The 23,525-nt window shown below is 32.5% G+C and carries 13 protein-coding genes; 5 read left to right on the plus strand and 8 right to left on the minus strand.

Going from position 1 to position 23,525, the window contains the following annotated elements; translation table 11 throughout:
• Nucleotides 1–3: 3 nt before the first annotated feature.
• The 8 genes from ES045_RS11335 to ES045_RS11370 all read right to left on the minus strand — a co-directional run bounded on the left by ES045_RS11335 (nt 4) and on the right by ES045_RS11370 (nt 12,999).
• Complete coding sequence (locus ES045_RS11335) at nt 4–1,881, minus strand: alpha-amylase family glycosyl hydrolase (protein WP_147116401.1); 1,878 nt, start codon at nt 1,879–1,881, stop codon at nt 4–6.
• A 9-nt stretch (nt 1,882–1,890) separates the two neighbouring features.
• Nucleotides 1,891–4,314, minus strand: coding sequence for a TIM-barrel domain-containing protein (locus tag ES045_RS11340; protein WP_147116402.1), 2,424 nt, complete (start codon nt 4,312–4,314; stop codon nt 1,891–1,893).
• Between the two features lie 91 nt (nt 4,315–4,405).
• A complete protein-coding gene (locus ES045_RS11345) occupies nt 4,406–5,374 on the minus strand; it encodes an alpha/beta hydrolase (RefSeq protein WP_147116403.1) in 969 nt (322 codons plus the stop codon).
• 61 nt (nt 5,375–5,435) lie between these two features.
• Nucleotides 5,436–7,391: a glycoside hydrolase family 13 protein gene (locus ES045_RS11350; protein WP_147116404.1), complete on the minus strand. Its 1,956-nt coding sequence runs from the start codon at nt 7,389–7,391 to the stop codon at nt 5,436–5,438.
• A 10-nt stretch (nt 7,392–7,401) separates the two neighbouring features.
• Nucleotides 7,402–9,708 carry a glycoside hydrolase family 65 protein gene (locus ES045_RS11355; RefSeq protein WP_147116405.1) on the minus strand — a complete coding sequence of 769 codons (2,307 nt, stop codon included), beginning with the start codon at nt 9,706–9,708 and terminating at the stop codon, nt 7,402–7,404.
• 91 nt (nt 9,709–9,799) lie between these two features.
• On the minus strand, nt 9,800–10,453 hold the full coding sequence (pgmB, locus tag ES045_RS11360; RefSeq protein WP_147116406.1) for a beta-phosphoglucomutase: 654 nt from the start codon (nt 10,451–10,453) through the stop codon (nt 9,800–9,802).
• Between the two features lie 14 nt (nt 10,454–10,467).
• Nucleotides 10,468–11,832 carry an MFS transporter gene (locus ES045_RS11365; RefSeq protein WP_147116407.1) on the minus strand — a complete coding sequence of 455 codons (1,365 nt, stop codon included), beginning with the start codon at nt 11,830–11,832 and terminating at the stop codon, nt 10,468–10,470.
• Between the two features lie 144 nt (nt 11,833–11,976).
• Nucleotides 11,977–12,999 carry a LacI family DNA-binding transcriptional regulator gene (locus tag ES045_RS11370; protein WP_147116408.1) on the minus strand — a complete coding sequence of 341 codons (1,023 nt, stop codon included), beginning with the start codon at nt 12,997–12,999 and terminating at the stop codon, nt 11,977–11,979.
• 199 nt (nt 13,000–13,198) lie between these two features.
• On the opposite strand from ES045_RS11370, the gene ES045_RS11375 reads away from it, so the two are divergent.
• From ES045_RS11375 to ES045_RS11395, 5 genes are all read left to right on the plus strand, one after another.
• Nucleotides 13,199–16,117 carry a SusC/RagA family TonB-linked outer membrane protein gene (locus ES045_RS11375; protein WP_147116409.1) on the plus strand — a complete coding sequence of 973 codons (2,919 nt, stop codon included), beginning with the start codon at nt 13,199–13,201 and terminating at the stop codon, nt 16,115–16,117.
• An 11-nt stretch (nt 16,118–16,128) separates the two neighbouring features.
• Nucleotides 16,129–17,742: a RagB/SusD family nutrient uptake outer membrane protein gene (locus ES045_RS11380; RefSeq protein ID WP_147116410.1), complete on the plus strand. Its 1,614-nt coding sequence runs from the start codon at nt 16,129–16,131 to the stop codon at nt 17,740–17,742.
• Nucleotides 17,743–17,761: 19 nt separating this feature from the next.
• A complete protein-coding gene (locus tag ES045_RS11385) occupies nt 17,762–18,901 on the plus strand; it encodes a SusE domain-containing protein (RefSeq protein WP_147116411.1) in 1,140 nt (379 codons plus the stop codon).
• A gap of 28 nt (nt 18,902–18,929) precedes the next feature.
• On the plus strand, nt 18,930–20,606 hold the full coding sequence (locus ES045_RS11390) for a SusE domain-containing protein (protein WP_147116412.1): 1,677 nt from the start codon (nt 18,930–18,932) through the stop codon (nt 20,604–20,606).
• Between the two features lie 63 nt (nt 20,607–20,669).
• Entirely contained in the window at nt 20,670–23,444 is a 2,775-nt protein-coding gene (locus ES045_RS11395) for an alpha-amylase family glycosyl hydrolase (RefSeq protein ID WP_147116413.1), read from the plus strand.
• The last annotated feature ends 81 nt before the right edge of the window (nt 23,445–23,525 follow it).

The raw sequence follows: 23,525 nt of genomic DNA on the forward strand, positions 1-23,525 counted from the left end.
TTTTTACTTCTTAACTTTTAAAATGAACGACTCTAAAGGTTGTAACTCAACTCTAAGTTTTGCTTGACCATTTTTAACATTTAACACGGTTGTATATTCTTTGTATAATTGATCTTCTAAATGATATTCACCATCTTTAAAATTCCATTTTTTTATAATTTCTGAAGGTATTTTTAATTGAAAATCATATATTTCTTTATCATCAAAATTAGATATAATTATTAATTTTTCATTTTCTGAATAGCGAACAAAAGATAAAACTTTAGCATTATAATGCTCTGTATTTTTTCTATTATATCGATGAATATCTTCATATCCCCCCATTAAAGCATCACTTTTAATCGTAAAATTTAACAAGCGTTTGTAAAAATCTCTTAATTCTAATTCTTCTTTGGTCGATTTTCCGCCATCAAAATTTTTATTGTTTACCCAACGTTGCAAAGCAGGAACTCCCACATAATCGAAAATTGAAGTTCTAGACGGCGTTCCAAAACCTGCGTTTTCAGAACCATCCTCACCAAACTCTTGTCCGAAATAAACCATCGTTGGCGCTGTAGAGATTGTGGTAGAAACAACCATTGCAGGTTTTCCTTTTAAAGCATTTCCGGCAAATTCCGGACTTGCAATTCTTTGCTCATCATGATTCTCTAAAAAATGCAACATATGGTGCTCAATATCTTTTAAATCTTTTTGAATTGGCGGAATGTTATCTGTCAAACCCTTTCCTTGCATTACATTTTTAATCGTATCATACAACTGAACTTTATCATACAAATAATCCATTTTTCCTTTTTTGATATACGCTCTATACATTTTAGGATTGTACACCTCAGCCAATAAAAAAGCAGCTGGATTTTCCATTTTTATGGACGAATTCATAAAACTCCAAAATTCCACAGGCACCATTTCTGCCATGTCATATCTAAAACCATCTACTCCTTTTTCGATCCAATACAACGCAATATCTCTAAATTTAATCCAAGAATTTGGCACTATTTTATCTTGCCAAAAAGCAAAATGTTTTTTATAATCTTCATTTTCAAAACCTACAGGTAATTCATCAAAGTCCTTTTTTCCTTCAGGAGAAACCCCATAATTCACTTTTACAGTTTCATACCAATCATAAAAACCTGGCTTTGGAGAACGTGAACCATTTCCAGTCCATTTAGACGGATTCTCATTAAATTTACCATCAGATAAAGGATTCTTTTCTCCTCCTAAAGGCAAATAATCATTTAAAAAATCTGGAACTTGAAAAGCTTTATTAGGTGTATAATAAAAATTATTATTTACAGCATACACAACAGAAGTATTATCATCTGTACCAAAATCTTTAGTTCCTTCCGGATTTGTTAAACTTTGGTAATTTCTTGCAACGTGATTTGGCACAATATCAATAAGTACTTTCAAATGGTTTTTATGAGAACGTTCTATTAAAGCCTCAAACTCTTCTAATCTCTTTTCAACATTTACTGCCAAATCCGGATTCACATTGTAATAATCTTTAACCGCATACGGCGATCCTGCTCTCCCCTTTACAACATCAGGATCATCATTTGAAATACCAAATTCGGTATAATCACGAATTACATCATGATGCGGAACACCTGTGTACCAAATATGAGTAACTCCTAAACCTTTAATTTCAGTTAATGCTTTGTCTGTAAAATCGTTAAATTTACCAACACCATTTTCTTCAATAGTTCCCCAAGGCTTATTTGTGGTATTTGTATTCCCAAACAAACGTGTAAACACCTGATAAACAACTATTTTTTTCTTTGACGTTGAAATCTCCATTTTATTTTTTGATGTTTTTTCTGCTGAACAACCAATTAATATTGATAAAATTAAAACAGGTAAAATGCGGTATACTTTTCTCATAATTGGTCTTTATTTTAATGATACTTTCACTGTTATTTTATCTTTTACATTCCATTTAAAGGGAATTCTAAGTATCTTTTTCTCTGATAAAATGCGTTTTCTTTTCCCATCAACCTTTACCTTTTCAGGATTCCAATTCATGTTGTGAATTACCAGAGTAATCTCTTTATTTTCTGCCTTCCAATGCTTTCCAAATTTAGCTTCAAAATCAATTTTTAAGAAACGTTTTGTAATTTCAGCTTCAAATGCTAGTATTTCAGACTTCCCTTTTTCGAAAGCTTGCGAAAGTAACCCGTTATCATTATACATTTTTCGTCTACTTTCCTTTGTAGAAGCATCAAAATAATAATGAATTTCTAAATGATTACCATCATAATTATCTGTTGTTTGCACCAATTTTGTCATCGGAATAAAAGAACCACCTCTTACATAAGTAGGTATTGAATTTTCTTTAACTTGTATTATTTTCGTTTGTCCCCCTTCAACTTTTTCGTCCGTATAAAAATTAAACCAATTCCCCGTTTTGGGAAAATAAATTGCTTTCGTTTTTACTGAATCTTTTAAAATTGGCGTGATCAAAAAATCTTTCCCCCAAAAATAGGTCGTTGAATTACTCATTAATTTATCGTTATCTTCTTCAAAGAAAATAGGACGCATTAATGGCGTTCCTTTTTGATTGTTTTCGAATGCTAAATTGTAATTATAAGGCAATAATTTATAGCGTAATTCTATCGATTTTTTTGCTTGTTTTTTTGCTTTTTCACTTCTATAAACAGGCTCGCTTGGTACATCTTCTTGTGCATGAGGTCTAAATATTGGTTGAAAAACACCATACTGCAACCAACGTGTGTATAAATTATCATCTAAATTAGCGCCTGCAAATCCGCCTAAATCAGAGTGCATATACCCCAAACCTTGCATGCCCATTTGTAAGGCAATTTCTGGTTGTGATTGCAAACCGCCCCAAGTTCTATTAACGTCTCCAGACCAAGGTATCATACCGAATCTTTGCGAACCCGCTGCACCAGCACGCATTAAGATAAAAGGCCTTTCATTTGAAAATTCTTTTGTATATCCTTCAAAAATTAAGCGCGCCCAATCGTGCCCATATATATTATGGATTTCATCTGCTTTTTTATTCTTAAAATTCACCCAAGAAGGCAACACTTCTGGCTCTCCTAAATCTCCCCAAAGTCCTTTTGCCCCAAGATTAATTAGTCCTTTATAAATATTCCAAAACCACTCCTTTCCTGTTGTTTTGTAAATATCTACAATACCTGTATTTCCGAAATAGAAATCATATTTTGCAGCGTTTCCAATAGAATCTGTCGCTAAAACTTCTTTCTCTACTGCTTCGTTCCATTTTTTAGAATTCGAGACTATAAAAGGCTCAGTAATTAAAACGGTTTTAACTCCTTTGTCTTTTAAACGCCCAATCATTCCTTTCATATCAGGAAAAGAATCTTTGTCAACTTCTAAATTCCCCATCGTTCCTTTCACCGTTTTACCAAACCAATACAAATCTAAAATAATAGCATCTACAGGAATTTCTTCCTCCTGAAACTTTGCAATTGTAGCTTCCGTTTCTTTCTGAGAATGATACCCAAATCTGCTGGAAAAATTACCGAAAGTCCATCTAGGTGGCAAAGGTTGCTTTCCTGTTAAGTCTGTATAATTATTTACCAAATCTAACCAAGAATCACCAACAATAACTTGATACGTTTTACGACCAGAAATAGTTTCATAGGTTAAAGAGTTATCCTTTTTACTATCTAAATCTAGATATCCTATTGGGGCATTGTCAAAATGAAGCATGTATTTTTTGGAAGAAATTACAATTGGTAAAGTAAAATTCATCAATTCTGCATGTGCTTCGTAACCATATTGTGCTCTGTTATATAAAGCTAAACGATTTCCTCTTCTATTCATTCCTAAAGCCCTTGCTCCTGCCCCGTACAAAACCTCATCTGATGTTAAATTGAATGCTATTTTCTCTGTTTCTTCAGTTACAATATTTCCTTTAACGAGTTCTAAAGGAATATGCTTAGACTTAAAATACCCTTGTTTTTCTGAAGTAATTTCTGCTCCTTTATAGAAGTAAGAGATTTTAAAAGGTTTTTTTTGAATTTTTACTACTATTCCTTTTGAAGTATAATCTACAGAATTCAATGTTTCATTAAATTTAATATCTATTGCATTTGGTTCTAAAACTACCGCGTGAGAATTCACGTTAAACGTTTCTCCATTCGGAATGAAAGACGTTTCTATAATTTTAGAATTGTAGAATTTAATTTGATAAGCGCCATCATTTACTTCAATATTTAAGACCTCATTACTTTGTAAAGAAGCATTTTTAAAAATTCTATTTGAATTTTGTGCAAAGGATAACGTTGAAATGAAAAGGAATAAAAATAATATTTTGGTATTCTTCATATTAAGTATTAAAGTGTTCTCGATACAATTCTAATAAAAAACCAGTGTCATTCGAACTGATAGACGGTTATAAAAAGGATTCGGTTTTAACTTATTTTTTCAATAAAAAAGTTAATGGAAAGTCTAATCTTTTTTGCCAAGACAATTCTGAATGATCTGTTCCTTCAAAAAATAAATTTTGAAAATTTGAAGCATTATATCCTCCTTTTTTAAAGATTGAATCTACTTTTGGCGCATACTTTGGATAAAAAGCATCCAAGGTTTTATTCCCATAATCAAAATACATTTTGTGTGATTCCGCAGCTGGTAAATTCGCCTCTAAATAGCTAAAAATTGCTGCTGGTAAAGGGTTTTCTTCTTTTGGTGTTCCGCCAACCCAGTGGGTAGAAAAGCAAGCTGCTCCTGCAAAAATTGTTGGGTATTCTGCTACTGCATACATAGACATTAAACCGCCCATTGAGGAACCTGCAACAAAAGTATTTTCTTTATTTGAATGCACAGAATAGGTATTATCTATGTATGGTTTTAACTCTTCAACCATGAATTTCAAATACTCATCTCCTTTTAAATCAGTACTAAAACTGTTCTTTTTTGCTTCTGAATAAATTGCATCTTTATCTTCTTTTGACAGGAAATCCATGGCTTTTTCTGGAAATAAATCTTGCCAACGAATTTTAGGTATATTATGAATTGCAACTACAATAAAGTCTCTTGTAATGCCTTCTTTCATTAATTTTGAAGCTACTTCGTCAATCATCCATTCTTGTTTATTCCACGTTGTAGTTGCATCAAATAAATTCTGACCATCATGCATGTATAAAACTGCATATTTTTTTTCTGACGAATAATTTTCTGGCAACCATACATCTACTGGTCTTGGCACAATGTTTTTAGATGGAAAAGAGGCTACCCTTATTAATTTTCCGCTCGCTAAAACTGCTTTTTCTAAGACGGTTGCTGTTATATTAGCATAACTGTTCTCTTTTGGTTTTACTTCTTGTTTTTGTGTTTTACAAGAAATTATTAGAAGTATTAGAAATAAAAATAGTAGCTTTTTCATGTTTGGTGTTTTTATTCCTCACAGGTTTTAAAAATATGTGAGATTTTTTCTTTTATCTAAATTACTTTTTTGTGGTTAATAGAATACTTCCTTTTTCCGATAAATGCATTTGATTTCCCCAAACAAACTCTTCTCTAGTAATTATATTTTTCAACGTTTTTCCCTGCAATTCCATTTCCGAATAGTGCTTTAAATCGATGGTTATTGGTTTATCATTTTTATTAATGATATTTACAACAATTTCATCTTCTAAAACTCTAAATAGAAAGTAGGTTCCTTTAAATGGTGCAAAATGAACTGTTTTACCTTCATGAATTGCTTTCGAGTTTTTACGATAATTTAAAACCTTTTTCAGATAAGATTGCATGTTTCTTTGCTTTGCACTTAAACCTTCACCTATAAAAGCATTCGTTTTATCATCTTTAAATCCTCCGGGGAAATCTGTACGAATTAAACCATGATCTCCAGGGTTCTTAAAATCTTCCATCAAAACCTCTGTTCCGTAATAAATTTGCGGAATTCTAGGCAATGTTAAATATAAAGACAACGCCATTTTTGTTTTCTCGATATCTCCTTTTAGTTGCGTATAAATTCGGCTCATATCATGATTGTCTGCAAAAATCAACATATCTTTTGGTGTTGCATAATGAAAATCATTTGCCAAACCTTCGTATATTTTTACCAAACCTGTATCCCAAGTTTCTTCCTCATTTAAAGCGTTTACAACATTTTGTTGCATTGCAAAATCCATCGTAGACTTTAAATTAGACTCATAACCGTCTTTATTATTTGCTCCTTTTTGCCAGTAACCAATTAATAACGGATTGTAACTCCATTCTTCTCCTACTATAGAAAAATTAGGATATTCATTCATAATGGAACCTGCCCAATTACTCATAAAGTCTTTATCAGGATATGGATAGGTATCTTGCCGAATTCCGCTTAACCCAATGGTTTCAATCCACCAAATACTATTCTGAATAATGTATTTTGCCATAAAAGGGTTTTTCTGATTCAAGTCTGGCATTGTAGACACAAACCAACCATCTGACATTCCTTTTTTATCTGCTTTAGAAGCATAGATATCTTGATTCGAAGTTCTTCTATGATTTGAAGTGATTAAATCGCCTTTATTCTCGAAATTCTCTTGATGATTTACCCAGTCTTTAAAAGGCAAATCTTTCATCCACCAATGTTCGCTACCACAATGATTGGCAACTTGATCCATAATTAACTTCAATCCTTTTTCTCTTGATACATCCGCCAATTCTCTATAATCGGCTAAGGTTCCAAAACGAGGATCTATTTCATACAAATCTGTAATTGCATACCCATGATAGGATTGTTTTGGCATGTCGTTTGTTAATAAAGGGCTAGACCAAATTGCAGTAAAACCCATTTCATCTATATACGCTAAATGATTTGTAATTCCCTTAATATCGCCACCATGTCTGGCATAATCATCTGTTCTATTAATGGTGTTTTCTTTTAAAAAGTGAACAGAAGTTCCCTTTTCATTCTTTTTTGTAATTCTATTATCAACATCATTTGAAGTATCTGCATTTGCAAAACGATCTGGTGTTATTAAATAAATAGCATCAGAACTATCAAAACCAATGTAATCATTCGCAGATTTTTCTCTTGATTTTAATTCGTAAGTGTGTGCTTTTTTTGTTCCATCATCAAACGTAAAAACGATATCGAATTTACCTGCTTTTGTTGACTTATCAATATTTAAATCTAAAAACAAATAATTTTTACTGTTCGCTTTGTTTACTTTTTTTATAGAAACTCCTGCATAAGAAATGGAAGGTTCTGAGTTTCCTATATTTTCTTCCTTTACCAATAATTGTAGCGAAGTGTCTTTAAAACTAATCCACCAATTTGGCGGTTCTACTCTTTCTATAGAAGTATTTGAAATTGAAACCTCAGAAACATTTTTTTTGGTTGCTGTATTGCTACAAGAAATAAAAAAGAAAATTGATGATAAATAAAAAATGTTTCTGATATGTTTCATAATACCTGTTTTAAACAGTTAATAAATTATTCGGAGAGACTGTAACAGCTTCACCGTTTACTAAAATATTGATTTCTTGTTTTCCCTCTAACTCAAAATGAGTTTCGTTTTGAGAAACATTTACAGTAATCACTTGATGTCTAAAATTTACTTTAAATGAATACGACATCCATCCTTTAGGAATTTTTGGCGAAAAAGAAAGGGTGTTATTCTGCACTCTCATTCCTCCAAAACCTTCTACAATACTCATCCAAGTTCCTGCCATAGAAGTGGTATGTAAACCTTCTTCGACTTCGTGATTGTAATCATCTAAATCTAAACGAGAAGTTCTTAGATAGAATTCATACGCTTGATCCATCCTACCCAACTTTGCTGCTTGAATACTGTGTACACAAGGAGAAAGAGAACTTTCGTGCACTGTAAAAGGTTCATAGAAATCGAAATGACGTTCTAATTCTTCCGTAGAAAAATCACTTTCAAACATATAGAAACCTTGTAACGTATCTGCTTGTTTTATATAGGGTGAACGTAAAATTCTATCCCAACTCCATTTTTGATTGATAGGTCTTTGACTCAACTCTAAATCTGCAACGGTAATTAATTCTTTGTCTAAGAAACCATCTTGCTGTAAGAAAACATTGTGCTTTTCTGAATATGGAAAATACATAGTGTCTGCAACTTTCTTCCAACCCATTAATTCTTCATCAGAGAAATTTACTTTTCCTTTAATTCTGTTATATTCTGAAGCATGCTCTTTTTTTACAATTTCAATATTTTCTAATGCATAATTTATACACCATTTTGCAATATAATTTGTATAAAAATTATTGTTGATGTTGTTTTCATATTCATTCGGACCAGTTACGCCCAAAATCATGAATTTATTTTTATTTGTTGAAAAAGTTGCTCTTTGATGCCAAAAACGTGCAATCGCAATTAAAACTTCCAATCCTTTTTCTGGAATGTAAGAATAATCATCTGTAAAACGATAATAGTTAAAAATAGCAAAAGCAATGGCTCCGTTTCTATGAATTTCTTCAAATGTAATTTCCCATTCATTATGGCATTCTTCCCCATTCATAGTCACCATTGGATATAATGCTGCTCCATTTTTAAAACCAAGTTTCTCCGCATTTTCAATCGCTTTCCCTAAATGATTGTACCGATATTCTAACAACGTTCTTGCAACCGACTGGTCTTTGGTAGCCATGTAAAAAGGAATACAATAGGCTTCTGTATCCCAATAGGTACTTCCTCCGTATTTTTCTCCTGTAAAACCTTTAGGGCCAATATTCAAAGAAGCATCAGTTCCTAAATACGTCTGATTTAGTTGAAAAATATTAAAACGAATTCCTTGTTGTGCTTTTACATCACCTTCTATGGTAATGTCTGACATGCTCCAGATTTGTGCCCAAGATTGCTTTTGCATTGCTAATAATGCATCAAAACCAAGACGAACAGCTTTGTCTAAAACTTCTTTTGCAGCAGCAACTAATTCACTTTTATCATGATTTCTATCCACTACATAACCTCCAAATTTATGAATTGTGTAGGTTTGATTTTGTTTAATTTCTTGCTGATAGCTGCAAGATGTGTAATTTGAAGTTTGCTCATTATTACAATCTGTAACAACTGCTTCATTATTTATAAACAAACGAGATTCCATAAAGGTACACGTGTAAAAGTGTGTTTTCATGGTTCTTGCTTCAATATAAGATTGCTTATTATTTTGAGAAACTTCTAAAACATCCCAAAATTGGTCATCCCAATTGGTATCTTCATTCGTAATTCCTGCATCTATATAAGGAATATAGGTGATTTTTGCATCCGAATTTAAAGGCGTTACACTATAACTAATCGCCCCAACCTCATCTAACTCTAAACTTAAAAAACGCTTGGCCTCCACTTTAATTTCGATTCCGTTTTGTAAAAAAGCTTCAAAACTTCGAGACAACCAACCTTCTTTCATGTTGAGTTCTCTTTTAAATTTAGAAACCTCTTTACAAGTATGTAAATCTAGTTTTTCATCATTTATTAAAACGTTAATTCCTATCCAATTAGGTGCATTTAAAACTTTTGCAAAATACTCTGGATATCCGTTTTTCCACCATCCAACACGTGTTTTATCAGGATAATAAACACCTGCAATATAATTTCCTTGAAAAGTTTTTCCTGTATATTGTTCTTCAAAATTAGCACGTTGTCCCATAGCACCGTTACCAATGCTAAACAAACTTTCTGAAGATTTTACCTTTTGAGCATCAAACCCCACTTCTAGGATAGACCATTCATTGGGTTGTATATAATCTTGATTCATTTTTTTATTTTTTGAGAGAAAAGAATAGAGAGAAAAGAATATTGAAGTTTTTAAACTGTCTCTTGTCTTGTTTCTATCTTCTCGTTTCTTATTACCCTTCTATTAACTTTTGTATAAAATTATTACTGATTTCTGTAAAATCTGTAAAATTAAATTGCGCTTCAGAAAGCACATTTTCATCTCCAATACCTATGCTAATCATGTTTGCTGTATTTGCAGCTTCTACACCTGCAACTGCATCTTCAAAAACAACACAATCTTCTGCTTTAACATTTAATTCTTTCGCTGCCAACAGAAAAACTTCTGGGTCTGGTTTTGCTTTTGTCACATTATTCCCGTCTACGATCGCATCGAAATAGTGTATTAAATTCACTTTTTCTAAAATTGGTCGTGCATTTTTACTTGCTGACCCTAGAGCAATTGGAATGTTATTTGCTTTCAAAAATTGTAATATTCTAGGAACATCTGGCAGAATTTCTGATGCATCCATATTTTCTATGTACGCTAAATAGTCTACATTTTTTTCGACCATCCAAGTATCAAATTCTTCTTGTGTTGCCTCTCTATTTCCTATTTCTAACAAAATTTCTAAACAACGTTTTCTACTAACGCCTTTAAACAATTCGTTCTGTTCTTTGGTAAAATCGAAACCTAATTGGTTTGCAAGTTTTTTCCATGCTAAATAATGATATTTGGCAGTATCAACGATGACACCGTCCAAATCGAATATAAATCCTTTTGTCATTCTAAATTTTAATTTTATTCTTGGTAACTAATTGCATTTTTATTGGTAATAAGTAAATTACATAAGCCTGCAATTATTAAACTAATTCCTGCAACTGTCATGGCATGAATAGCTTCTTCACCTAATAAACTCGATACATAATTGATTCCTCCTAGTGCAGCAATAATTTGCGGAATTACAATAAACATATTAAAAATCCCCATAATTACACCCATTTTCTTTGGATCTACGGAACTCGATAACATCGCATAAGGCATTGATAAAATACTACCCCAGGCAAAACCTATCAATACAAAACAGTATTTTAAGTTTTCTGGCGAAGCATAACTCATCAATAAAAACCCGATACCTCCAACAATTAAAGAAAACATGTGTACGTATTTTCTGTTGATGTTTCTTTTTGAAGTATATAAGGTTAGTAGTAAGGCAAATACCATTGAAGATAAACCATAGATTCCCATGGCAGAACCAACTGAATTAGAAGATTCTTGAAATTTAGTATTGGCAATTTTAAAAGCTTCTGCTTGTACAGTATCTGCCATATTAAAAGCAGTTTCTATTGGTGCAGGACTATGAAAAACATGTTCTGTTAAAGCAGGGTTTGCCAAAGACCACATGGTAAAAAAAGCAAACCAAGAGAAAAATTGAATCACGCCCAATTTCTTCATGGTCATTGGCATACTACCAATATTTTCTAGAATATCTGGAATGAAGTTGTTCTTCTTTGCTTTCTCTTGTTCGAACTCTTCCATGTCTTCTGGCGGATATTCATCCGTAGTAAAAACGGTATACAAAATACTTGCTAGAAAGACAAAGGCTCCAATTGCAAAGGCCACCTTTACAGACATTGAAACAACACCAGCTTCTCCTGTATTACTAATACCAAACTGAGAAACCATCCAAGGTAAATTACTTGCAACCCAAGTTCCGATTCCTATAATAAGTGTTTGAACAACAAAACCATAAGATCTTTGAGATTCTGGTAATTTATCTGCTACTAAAGCTCTAAACGGCTCCATAGATATATTTATAGAGGCATCTAAGATCCATAAAAAACCAGCGGCAACCCATAAAGCAGGAGAATGCGGAACAAAAAATAATGCTAAAGAGCTTAAAATCGCTCCTACTAAAAAGTAAGGTCTTCTTCTACCCCATTTTACACTCCAAGTTCTATCACTCATATAGCCAATAATTGGTTGTACAAGTAAACCTGTTAAGGGTGCAGCTATCCAAAGCAAAGGAATTTCGTCTTTCCCTGCCCCTAGATCTTGAAAAATTCTTGACATAAATCCACCTTGTAGGGCGAATCCAAATTGTATACCTAGAAATCCGAAACTCATGTTCCAAATTTGCCAGAAGCTTAACTTACGCTTTTCCATTATCGAATATTATAAATGAATATTACGACAAGTGCTTAGACTTATCAATTAATAAATTTTGTGGAATGTAATTTATTGATAAATCTTAATATGGTAACAAATATATGTTTTTTTTACATAGTTGATAAAAAAACACGCTAAAATCTACGACGACGGTTTCGTAGATTCTCGTAACTTTAAGTCGCTAGAAATCACAATCTTTTTGGGTTTGTAAACTTCAGATTCATTTTCTATTCTTTCTATTAAAACCTCAACAGCTTGTTTTCCCATAGTAAAGCCGTGTTGTGCAATTGTAGTGATTGATGGCGATGAATATTCTGAGATTAACCCATCAGTAAAACCTATGATTGAGATCTCTTCAGGTATTTTCAAACCTTTCTCTTTTGCTATTCTCATTGAGTTTGCTGCATAAATTTCATTCACTGCAAAAACGGCATCAATGTCTTGTTCGAAGACTTTTTCTATTTGTTTTTTAATGTCTTTTTTTTCATCAATCTCCATAATTAAACTTTTGTCTGTTTTAATATATTCTTCAATTAATGCTTTCTCATACCCTTGCCTTCTTAAAGCGCCAACATTCACATGATTTGGAGTTGTAATTAAAGCAATTCTTTTTCTACCATTTTCTAACAAATGCTTTGTGGCCTTGTAACCAGCGCCAACATCATCTACAACTACTTTGTCGCACATAATTTCATCTACAACTCTATCAAATAAAACAAAAGGAATTTCTTCTGAAACCAATTCTTTAATATGATTAAAGTCTTTATTTTTAAGTGTTTCACTAGCTACAGACATAATAATTCCGTCTACACTTCCGTTCGATAAAACCTTTAATGTTTCTACTTCTTTCTTATAAGATTCATTTGAGAAACAAACCATTATGTTGTATCCTTTTTTATTAGCTCCTTCTTCTATTCCCATAATTACTGTTGAGAAAAAATGATGCACTATTTTAGGTAGAATAACTCCGATCACTTTTGTTCTTTGGTTGCGTAACTGAAGCGCTAAATGGTTTGGTTTGTAGTTATAGAGGTCTGCATAGGCCTGAATCTTTTTTTTAGTTTCAACACTAATTTCATGACTATCCTTTAGAGCCTTAGAAACCGTTGAAGTAGAAACACCTAATTCTTTGGCGATTGTTTTTATGGTAATTTTTTGCTTCATATTTTATTAAAAGACAAATATTAAAGTTAATTTTTATCAATATGATGATTTTTAAATAAAAAAGTTGTCAACACGAAACCGATTTCGTAGTTTTTATCATATTGGAAATGTATCCCTTATATATATATTTACAAAGTGGAATGTAAATTTATTGTTAAGTCCAAATCCAAATTTACAGTTATTATTTAACAAATTATACATGAAAAAATTTAAATTATTCTTAATAGGAATTCTTTTAACCTCATCATTTACAATGTTTGCACAACAAACAGTAAAAGGGGTTGTAAAAGAAAAAACAACAGGCGAACCTTTACCTGGTGTTAGTGTAGTGGTTAAAGGCACAACAAGAGGAGCTGAAACCGACTTTAATGGAAACTTCTCTATTGATAAAGTAAAAACAGCAGATATTCTTGTATTTAGATACTTAGGGTATGCAGATAAAGAAATTGTAATTGGTACTAACTATAACTTAACCGTTTCGTTAGACCAATCTACAGAACAACTAAATGAAATAGTTATAGTAGGTTACGGTACAACAACCGTAAAAGATGCAACAGGCTCTGTTGAATCTATTACGGCAAAAGATTTTACAAAAGGAAATATCGTAACACCCGAAAACTTATTAAGCGGAAGAGTTTCTGGTGTTAATGTTACTACAAGTGGTGCGCCAGGTTCTGGGTCTCAAATTACAATTCGTGGTGGCTCTTCTATTGGAGCTTCTAACAACCCATTAATTATTATTGATGGTTTACCTATTGAAGAAAACGGAGTTGCAGGATCTAGAGGTGTATTGGCTAGTATTAACCCAAGTGATATCGAATCTTTTTCGGTTTTAAAAGATGCTTCTGCAACGGCTATTTACGGTTCTAGAGCTTCTAACGGTGTTATTATTATAACGACTAAGAAGGGTAGAAAAGAATATACTTTAGATTTAGACATGCAATATACTTTTGGTGAAGTATTAGACAGAGTAAATGTTTTTTCTGCCGATGAATTTAGAAATTTAATTACGCAAAGAAGACCTAGTGATGTTGGTTTATTAGGAAGTGCCAACACCAACTGGCAAGATCAAATTTTACGTTCTACAGTATCTTCTTTGTACAACTTAACTGCTAAAGGAGAAATATTTGGTGCAATACCAACAAGGTTATCTTTAGGTTTTGCAAATCAAGAAGGAGCGGTTTTGACTTCTCAATTTGATAGAAAAACAATTTCTCTTTCTATGAACCCGTCTTTATTTCAAGATCATTTGAAAATAAATTTAAACTACAACAGGGCTTTTGAAGACAGTCGTTTTGGTGATTCTGGACAAATTGGTGCAGCATTGCGTTATGACCCTACGCAACCCGTATACGATGCTAGTTCTCCTTTTGCTGGGTATTTTCAGCACAGAAATGGAAATGTAGTTTCTAACGGAACACAAAACCCAGTAGCCTCTTTATTGTTAGCAAATAACACTGGTTTCAACTTTAGACAATACGGAAATTTAAACTTCGATTATCAGTTTCATTTTTTACCAGAATTAAGAGCCGTTGTAAATATTGGCTTTGATAAAACAAAAGGTTCTACAGAAAATTTAAATAGATTTCAAATAGGTAATGCAGATTTAATAAAGCAATTTGCTGGTTCAGAATCTAGCGGAACTCAAGAAAGATCTAACGAATTATTTGATAGTTACTTTAATTATGTAAAAGTATTAGAAGATCTTAAATTAGATTTAACAGCTGGTTATTCTTACCAACGCTTTAAAAATTTTGGAGGTAATACAGGGAACATAAGAGATGCAGATTCATTTGCAACAACATTTGCAGACCCTGATGTGGTAAATATTGGTTTCTTTGGTAGAGCTAAATTCTCATATCTTAAAAAGTATTTGTTAACGCTTAACTTTAGAAGAGATGGTACTTCTCGTTTTAGTGAAAACAATAGATGGGGTAACTTTGGTGGGGCTGCAGTTGCTTGGAATATTAGTGATGAAGATTTCTTAAAAAATTCTAAAATAGTTTCTAACCTAAAATTAAGAGCTAGTTACGGTTTAACTGGGCAACAAAATCTACCTGGGGTTAATGACTTGTATTTAGATAGATATCGTTTTGGTAATGAAAACTCTAGATACTTATTTGGCAACAACGCAGTACAGTCAACAATTCCTTCGGTTGTAAACCCAGATTTAAAATGGGAACAAACAACTACTATTGAGTTTGGTGTAGACTATGGTTTATTTGACGATAGGTTTAGCGGTTCTGTAAGTGCTTTTAGAAAAATATCTGATGATTTATTATTTAATGCTGCTTTAGCCGATGGAACAAACTTTGGAAACAGCGCAATTCAGAATATTGGACAACTACAAATTAACGGTTTAGAATTTACCTTAAATGGAGATATTCTTAAAAGTGAAGACTATAATTGGAACTTTACCTTTAATGCTACTTATTTAGACAGAGAAATCACAGAACTTGCAAACAATCAAGATGTAAGAACTGGTGGAACTTCTGGTGGTACAGGAAATACAATTCAACTATTAAGAGAAGGTTTTGCGCCTAATTCTTTTCATGTATACAAACAATTATACAACGCAGCTGGTGAACCAATTGAAGGTGGTTATGCAGATTTAAATGGTGATAATATTATAAATGATGATGATCGTTATTTAAAGGAAAATCCGAATGCAGATATTACTTTAGGTTTCCAATCTAGCTTTAATTACAAAGATTTCGATTTGGCTTTTAACTTAAGAGCAAGTCTTGGTAATTATGTTTATAACAATGTAAACTCTTCTAGAGCTCAATACGAGTTATTACAAGATAATGCTGTTTTAGGAAACATACCAACTGCTGTTTTAAATACAAACTTCTTAAGAACTTCAGATGTTATTAATTCTGATATCTATATAGAAAATGCTTCTTATTTAAGAATGGACAATGTTACATTAGGATACACCTTTAACAACCCTATTAAGAAATTTTCTTACAGTAATATAAGAATATGGGCGGGTGTTCAAAACGTATTTACTTGGACAAACTACTCTGGTTTAGATCCAGAAGTATTTAACGGGATTGATAATTTAATTTATCCAAGATCTAGAAACTTCTTAGTTGGAGCTAATATTAAATTTTAATATAAAACAAGATGAAAAAATATATAAAAACAATCAAAAATCTATTCGTTGTTGTTTTGTTAACATCAATAGTTACTTCTTGTACAAAAGATTTAGACATTGTACCAGAAGATGATCAAACTGTTTTAAGTGATGCACTGTTTGAAGATGAAAATGCTTATTTAGACGTTTTAGCAGGAGCTTACGCTAACCTATCTTTAACAGGAGTTGATGGACCAGGAAGTTCAAATATTCAAGGATTAGATGCAGGTACTAGTCAATATGGTAGAACATTACTGTACCTACAAACACTTTCTGCAGATCAAATGATTTGGTCTTATGAAAATGATCCTGGTACTAGAGAAATACAACGTAATATTTGGACGGCTCAAAACCCAGTTATATTAGGAATGTTTAGTAGAGCGATGGTTTCAGTAGCATTTGCAAACAATTTTTTACGTGAAACAACTACAGAAAAATTAGATGCAAGAAATGTAACAACTGCTACAAGAGCAGAAATTGTAACATTTAGAGCAGAGGCAAGATTATTAAGAGCTTTATCTTACTATCATATTATGGATTTATATGGGAAAGCACCTATGGTTTTAGAAACAGACCCAATTGCTGGTTTCAATCCCCCACAAGTTGGAAGAGCGGAATTATTTACTTTCATAGAAAGCGAATTATTAGCAATTGAAGGAGATTTAATGGCTCCGAAAACCAATCAACACGGTAGAGCAGACAAAGCTGTTTCTTGGATGATTTTAGCAAAAATGTACTTAAATGCAGAAGTTTATATTGGCGAAGCTAAATACACTGAAGCTATCGATAACTGTAAAAAAATTATTGGAGGTGGTTATTCATTAGCAACCAATTATGCACATCTATTTATGGCAGACAACAATACAAATTCTGCAAATAACGAAATCATATTTCCTTTAATTTCAGATGGTTTAATTACACAAAGTTACGGCCCAACAACTGTTATGATAAATGGTGAAATTGGCAGTTTAGAAGCTAACGGTGAAGCTTTAGGTGTTGGTGCTGCTGGCTGGGGAGGCGCTATAAGAGTTAGAAAACAATTTGCTCAATTATTTGATGGCGGCATCTATTCTGGAGATTCTAGAAATACAATCATTTCTGGAACCAGAGATATTAATATTACAGATATTTCTGATAAAGACCAAGGGTATATCATCGAGAAATATTCGAATGCAACCTCAACAGGTACATTTGGTGCTGATCAAACTTTTGTAGATACAGATTTTCCTTTATTTAGATTGGGAGATGTATATTTAATGTATGCTGAAGCACATTTAAGAGGTGGTTCTGGTGGTTCTAATGCAGACATGGAAACTTATATTAATAGCTTAAGAACTAGAGCGAACAATCCTCAAGATAACTTCACTGCTGCAGACATCACTTTAGATTTTATTATTGATGAAAGAGCAAGAGAGTTACATTGGGAAGCTCATAGAAGACAAGATTTAATTCGTTACAATCTATTTACAGGAGGTAATTATAATTGGGCTTGGAAAGGAAATGGTAGCAACGGTATTTCTTTGCCTGCACACATGAAATTGTACCCAATACCCTCTGCAAGTTTAGCTTCTAACCCTAATTTAACTCAAAATGTTGGTTATTAATTTAAAAAATAAATTACAAATGATGAAAAACATAAAAAGATTTTCAGCAGTTAGTATCATTGGACTAGTACTTTTATGCTTCCAATCTTGCAATGACACTTCTGATACATTCACAATATCAGAACCAATAGCCCCTGTTTTAGCAGAATTAAATTTTGCGAAATTAGAACTAGACGCTGTAAATACTTCAAACCCAGCTTTAACATTAAACTGGGATGAAGCAAATTACGGTATTCAAGCTGCTGTAAATTATGCCATTCAATTTTCTAAAGATGATACTTTTACAGCCCCTATAACTGCTTCAACTATTACAGGTCAAACTTCGGTTACGTTATCTATTAGTGAAGTAAATGCAGCTGCTGGTAACGCAGGAGTAAATCCTTTTAATTGGTCAGACATTTATATCAGAATTGTTGCTTCTTTAGGAACACAAAATAATACAACTGCTGCCTCTAACACCATTCAATTTAGTGTGTACCCTTACTTTAATTACACTTTTAAAGATTATTATATCATTGGGAATGCAACAGCCCCTGGTTGGGATAATTTTGAAACAGGAAATAACCCCGCTTTATTTAGAGACGAAACAGATAGTAATACTTTTTACTATACAGGTTATTTTGAAAAAGCTACTGCAGATGATGGTGAAGGTCGTTTTAAAGTAATTGAAAATAAAGGATCTTGGTCAGACCAATGGGGAACAACATACCCAGACAACGAAGACCCAATAGAAACGGAAGGTGACATCGCTGGGAATCCAGGAACACAAGAAGCAGATCCAGGAAGATTTGGTGTAAATGCTGCCGGTTTTTATACATTTAAAATAAACTTTGCTTCTAAAAAGTTTTCTATTAAAACTTTTGATACCGCTGGTATTACAAGTCCAACATCATTAGAAATACAAGGATCTAGTACTGCAAATGTGGCAATGACTCCTTTAGCTTTTGATGGTCATATTTGGTTTGCTACTGCAATCCATTTAACACCAGGTAACCTAGAGTTTGTAACAGATACTAGTGCTAATTGGGGAAGTTCAACTTCTTTTACTGGTGTGGCAACCGATGGCGGTGGTGCAATTCCAGTAATTGTAGAAGATGATTATGATGTTTGGTTTAATGACTTAACAGGTCGTTATATCTTAATCCCTTTAAATTTATAATATCAGTTTAACTTATAATAGATAAAATATGAAAATTTATTTAAAAAGAGTAAGCTTCTTATTCTTGTCACTAATACTATTATTTGGTGCTTGTGATACCGAAGAAAGCTTAACAATAACTAGTCCAGATCCTGAATTTAAATTAATTGCACCAGGAATTAGTAATGTGTTTTTAAACTTTGCTTTACCAGACAATCCTGCATTTACAATTACTTGGATTGATGAAATTAATGCATCTGCAACCTACGCCGTAGAAATGTCTGTAGAAGATACTTTTGCTGCTCCTATTCAATTAGGAAACACAGATAAAAAGAACTTTACAATGACAGTTGGAGAGTTGAACCAAAAATTAGACAATGCTTCAGTAAAATCTTATTCAGCTACAGCTATTTATGTAAGGTTAAATACAGGAAGTTCAATTTCTAATGTTGTTTTATTTCAAGTGTCTAAATTTGCTGTAAAACCTCCTGTAATTACAAGTCCAGATACTTCTTTCTCACAAGTATTGTCTGATGTTAATCCAGATGATACTGCGTTAACAATCTCTTGGAATGACCCTGAAATTGGAGCAACAAGTAGCGTTAGTATAACTTACGAAGTAGAGATGGCCGTTGAAGGAACCGATTTTGCTTCTCCAACAAATATTGGAACAGCTACCACTACTACATTTGAAATTTCTCATGATAATTTAAATGACTTGGTAATTGCTAGTGGAGCAAAAGCAACTATTGCTTCAAACTTAGATTTTAGAATCAAAGCAATTGCGAAATCTGCATCGGGTGATTTAACTAGAACTTCAGATCCTATTACAATTTCATTAACCGCATTTAAAGCAGCAATACCAGATAATTTATTCATGGTAGGTGCTCATAATGGATGGAATAATGCAGATGCAACGCAACAGTTTTTTAATGACGGTAATGGTGTATTTGCAAAAGTACAAGCTTTTACTGCTGGAGAAGAATTTAAAATGATTCCTACTTCTGGTGCTTGGGATGGAGATTATGGTGAAGACAAAAATAATCCTGGTAAAATAGTACAAGATGATGAACAAAACATCAAAATAGCTACTACAGGGAATTATGTTGTAATAGTAGATTTTAATACCTTAAGTTTTAAGTTACAAAACATAGACACTATGTTTATGGTTGGTGCTCATAATGGTTGGAATAATGCTGACGAAACTCAACAATTCTTTACATCAGGAAATGGAGTGTTTATAAAAGTGCAAACGTTTACTCAAGGTGAAGAGTTTAAAATCTTACCTAATTCTGGTTCTTGGGACGGAGATTGGGGTGAGAATAAAACAACTCCTAATAGATTAGAGCAAGATGATGAGCAAAACATCAAAATAGATGCTACTGGTACTTTTATGGTTTCATTAGATTTTAACACATTGTCTTTTAACCTTACAGAAGTTCCTACAGATTTACATTTGGTTGGTTCTCCTAATGGTTGGGACAATACAACAGCACCTGCTTTTACAAAAATCTCTGAAGGTTTATTTGAACTAACTCTAACTTTAACAGCTTCTGATGAATTTAAATTTTTACCTGTGCAAGGTTCTTGGGACAATGACTGGGGAGAAAGCAAAGTATATTCTAGAATGCTAACTAGAGATAATGAAAACAATGTAAAATCTCCAGGAGATGGTACTTATAAAATTACGGTAGATTATAATAAAGGAACTATAACTATTCAGTAATCTTATTAATTTATACAAAGGCTGCCTTTCTTAGGTGGCCTTTGTTTTTTAAAAATATCTTTTATGAAAAAAATTACTTTTCTATTATTACTCATAACCTCTTTCGGATTTAGTCAAGTTACTATTACTCCAAGTTCTTTTGAAGTAACACAATCAATTACTATAAGTTTAGATGCCAACAGTACAGCTACAGATTGTAACGGGCTAAATAATCCTACAAAAGTATACCTGCATTCTGGTGTTGGAACTGACACAAATGCTTTTGGCACCAGTGTAGTTGGTAATTGGGGACAAGACGATGGCATTGGGGAAATGATATTAAATACATCTAATAATCGTTGGGAAATTACTTTAATACCAAAGACATATTATTCTTTAACAGACGCACAAGCTACTAATGTTACAAAAATAGGGTTGGTTTTTAGAAACGCTGCTGGCTCAAAAGAAATGAAAGGGAATGGTTGTGCCGATTTTATATTTAATGTTGGTTCTTTTCAATTAACATTAAACACTCCCTCTACGACAACAACAGTTTTAAACTCAGGTGAAACAGTATCAATAAGCGCTTCAACATCACTAACAGCAAATTTTACTTTAATCGCAAATGGAACTGTTATTGACCAAAAAACAAATATTACAACATATAGCTTCTCTCCTACTGTTACAGAAAACACAAATTATACTTTAGAAGCTACAAATAACGGAGAAACTAAAAGCACAACATTTAATGCAATTGTAAGACCCACGGTTACTCAAGCTTCAATTCCTTCAGGAATGAAAGATGGAATTAACTTAAATCCGTCAGATAACACAAAAGCCACTTTGGTATTTTATGCACCCGGAAAAGATTTTATTCATCTTATTGGAAGCTTTAATAATTGGGAAATAAATGACACCTATCTACTAAAAAAAGACCCAGTTGAAAATCGTTTTTGGATAGAACTTACTGGTTTAACAGCACAAACAGATTACGCTTATCAGTATATTATTAATGCAGATTTAAGAGTTGCAGACCCATACTCTACTATTATTCTAACAGAATCTAATGATCAGTATATAGATGCTACAACATACCCGAATTTACCAAGTTATCCCTCTGGAAAAACAAACCACGCAGTAACTTTATTAAGAACTGGTGATGCAGCTTATAATTGGCAAACAACAAATTTTCAAAAACCAGCAAAAACAGACTTGGTTATTTATGAGCTTTTAATTAGAGATTTTGATGCGCTACATAGTTATGATGCTGTAAAAGCAAGGTTAGATTATTTAGAAGAGTTAGGTATAAATGCCATAGAGTTAATGCCAGTAATGGAATTTGATGGGAATGAATCTTGGGGGTATAATCCTTCGTTTCACATGGCTTTAGATAAGTATTACGGCAATGCTACCTCTTTTAAACAGTTTATTGATGAGTGCCATAGAAGAGGAATTGCTGTTATTTTAGACGTTGCTTTTAATCATGCAAGTGGCCAAAATCCATATTATAGAATGTGGAATTCAGACAATGGTGGTTACGGAGGTCAAGCAAGTGCAGATAGTCCGTTTTTTAATCAAACAGCAACGCATTCTTACAGTGTTTTTAATGATTACAATCACTCTAAACAAGCTGTAAAAGACTATGTAAAAAGGGTTTCTCAATATTGGATTGAGGAATATAAAATTGACGGATTTAGATGGGATTTAACAAAAGGCTTCACACAAAATTGTGCTTCAGGAGAAGCTTGTACAAATGCATATCAGCAAGATAGAGTTGATATTTTAAAAGCATACGCAGACAATCAATGGGCAATCGACCCTAATTTCTATATTATTTTCGAACATTTAGGTAGTAATAATGAAGAAACTCAATGGGTAAATTATAGATTGAATGAAGGAAAAGGAATTATGGTTTGGGGAAACCACAATCATCAATACAACCAAGCAACAATGGGCTTTGGCAGCGATGCAGATTTTTCTTGGATTTCTTATAAAAACAGAGGTTGGTCTGTTCCTGCAAATGTTAGCTACATGCAAAGTCATGATGAAGAGCGATTGATGTATAAAAACCTTCAATTCGGTAACTCTAATGGAACCTACAGCGTAAAAAACATAGATACGGCTTTAGAAAGAATGGAATTAGCAGGCGCTTTTTACTTTACTGTTCCTGGTCCTAAAATGATTTGGCAATTTGACGAATTAGGGTATGATATTTCTATAGATCAAAATGGTAGAATTGGTAACAAACCTATTTTATGGAACTATTTAGCAGATGAAAAGAGAAGAAAAGTAAAAGAAACTTGGGCTAAATTGATTCAACTAAAACTACAGTATGATATTTTTGAAACATCAGATTTCACTATGGATGTTGGGAACTCAAACGGGTTAAATAAAATTCATTTGACTCATACTTCTTCATCAGAAATACAATATGTAACCATTATTGGTAATTTTGGACTCACAACTCAGAATATAATTCCTAGCTTTCAGGAAACAGGAACTTGGTATGATCTATTAGAAAATAATGCCGAAATAATTGTCAATAATACAAATTCATTTATTAATCTAGCACCAGGAGAATTTAAAGTGTATGGTAATAACGCAGCAACACTTTCTACTGATGTTCTTTTTAATACAATCGATAAAATAGTTACCTACCCTAATCCGACAGAAAATTCATTTAAAATAAATAAGGAAACTAACCATTTAAAAATATTTGATATTACTGGTAAAAAAGTAAAAGAATTTAAAGGTAATTTCAATAAATCTGCTACTTTCTCTATAAAAAATTTACAAAAAGGGGTTTATTTTATAAAACTAGAGGGATTAAATCACGCGCTAAAAATAATGAAAATCTAGATTTTTTTTTATCAGCATTTAAAAATAGGTAACAAAAAAAACGTTGCCTATTTTTTTTGGTTAATACATACCGTTTCGCCT

This window comes from Polaribacter sp. IC073 (assembly GCF_007997075.1).
Taxonomy (GTDB): Bacteria; Bacteroidota; Bacteroidia; order Flavobacteriales; family Flavobacteriaceae; genus Polaribacter.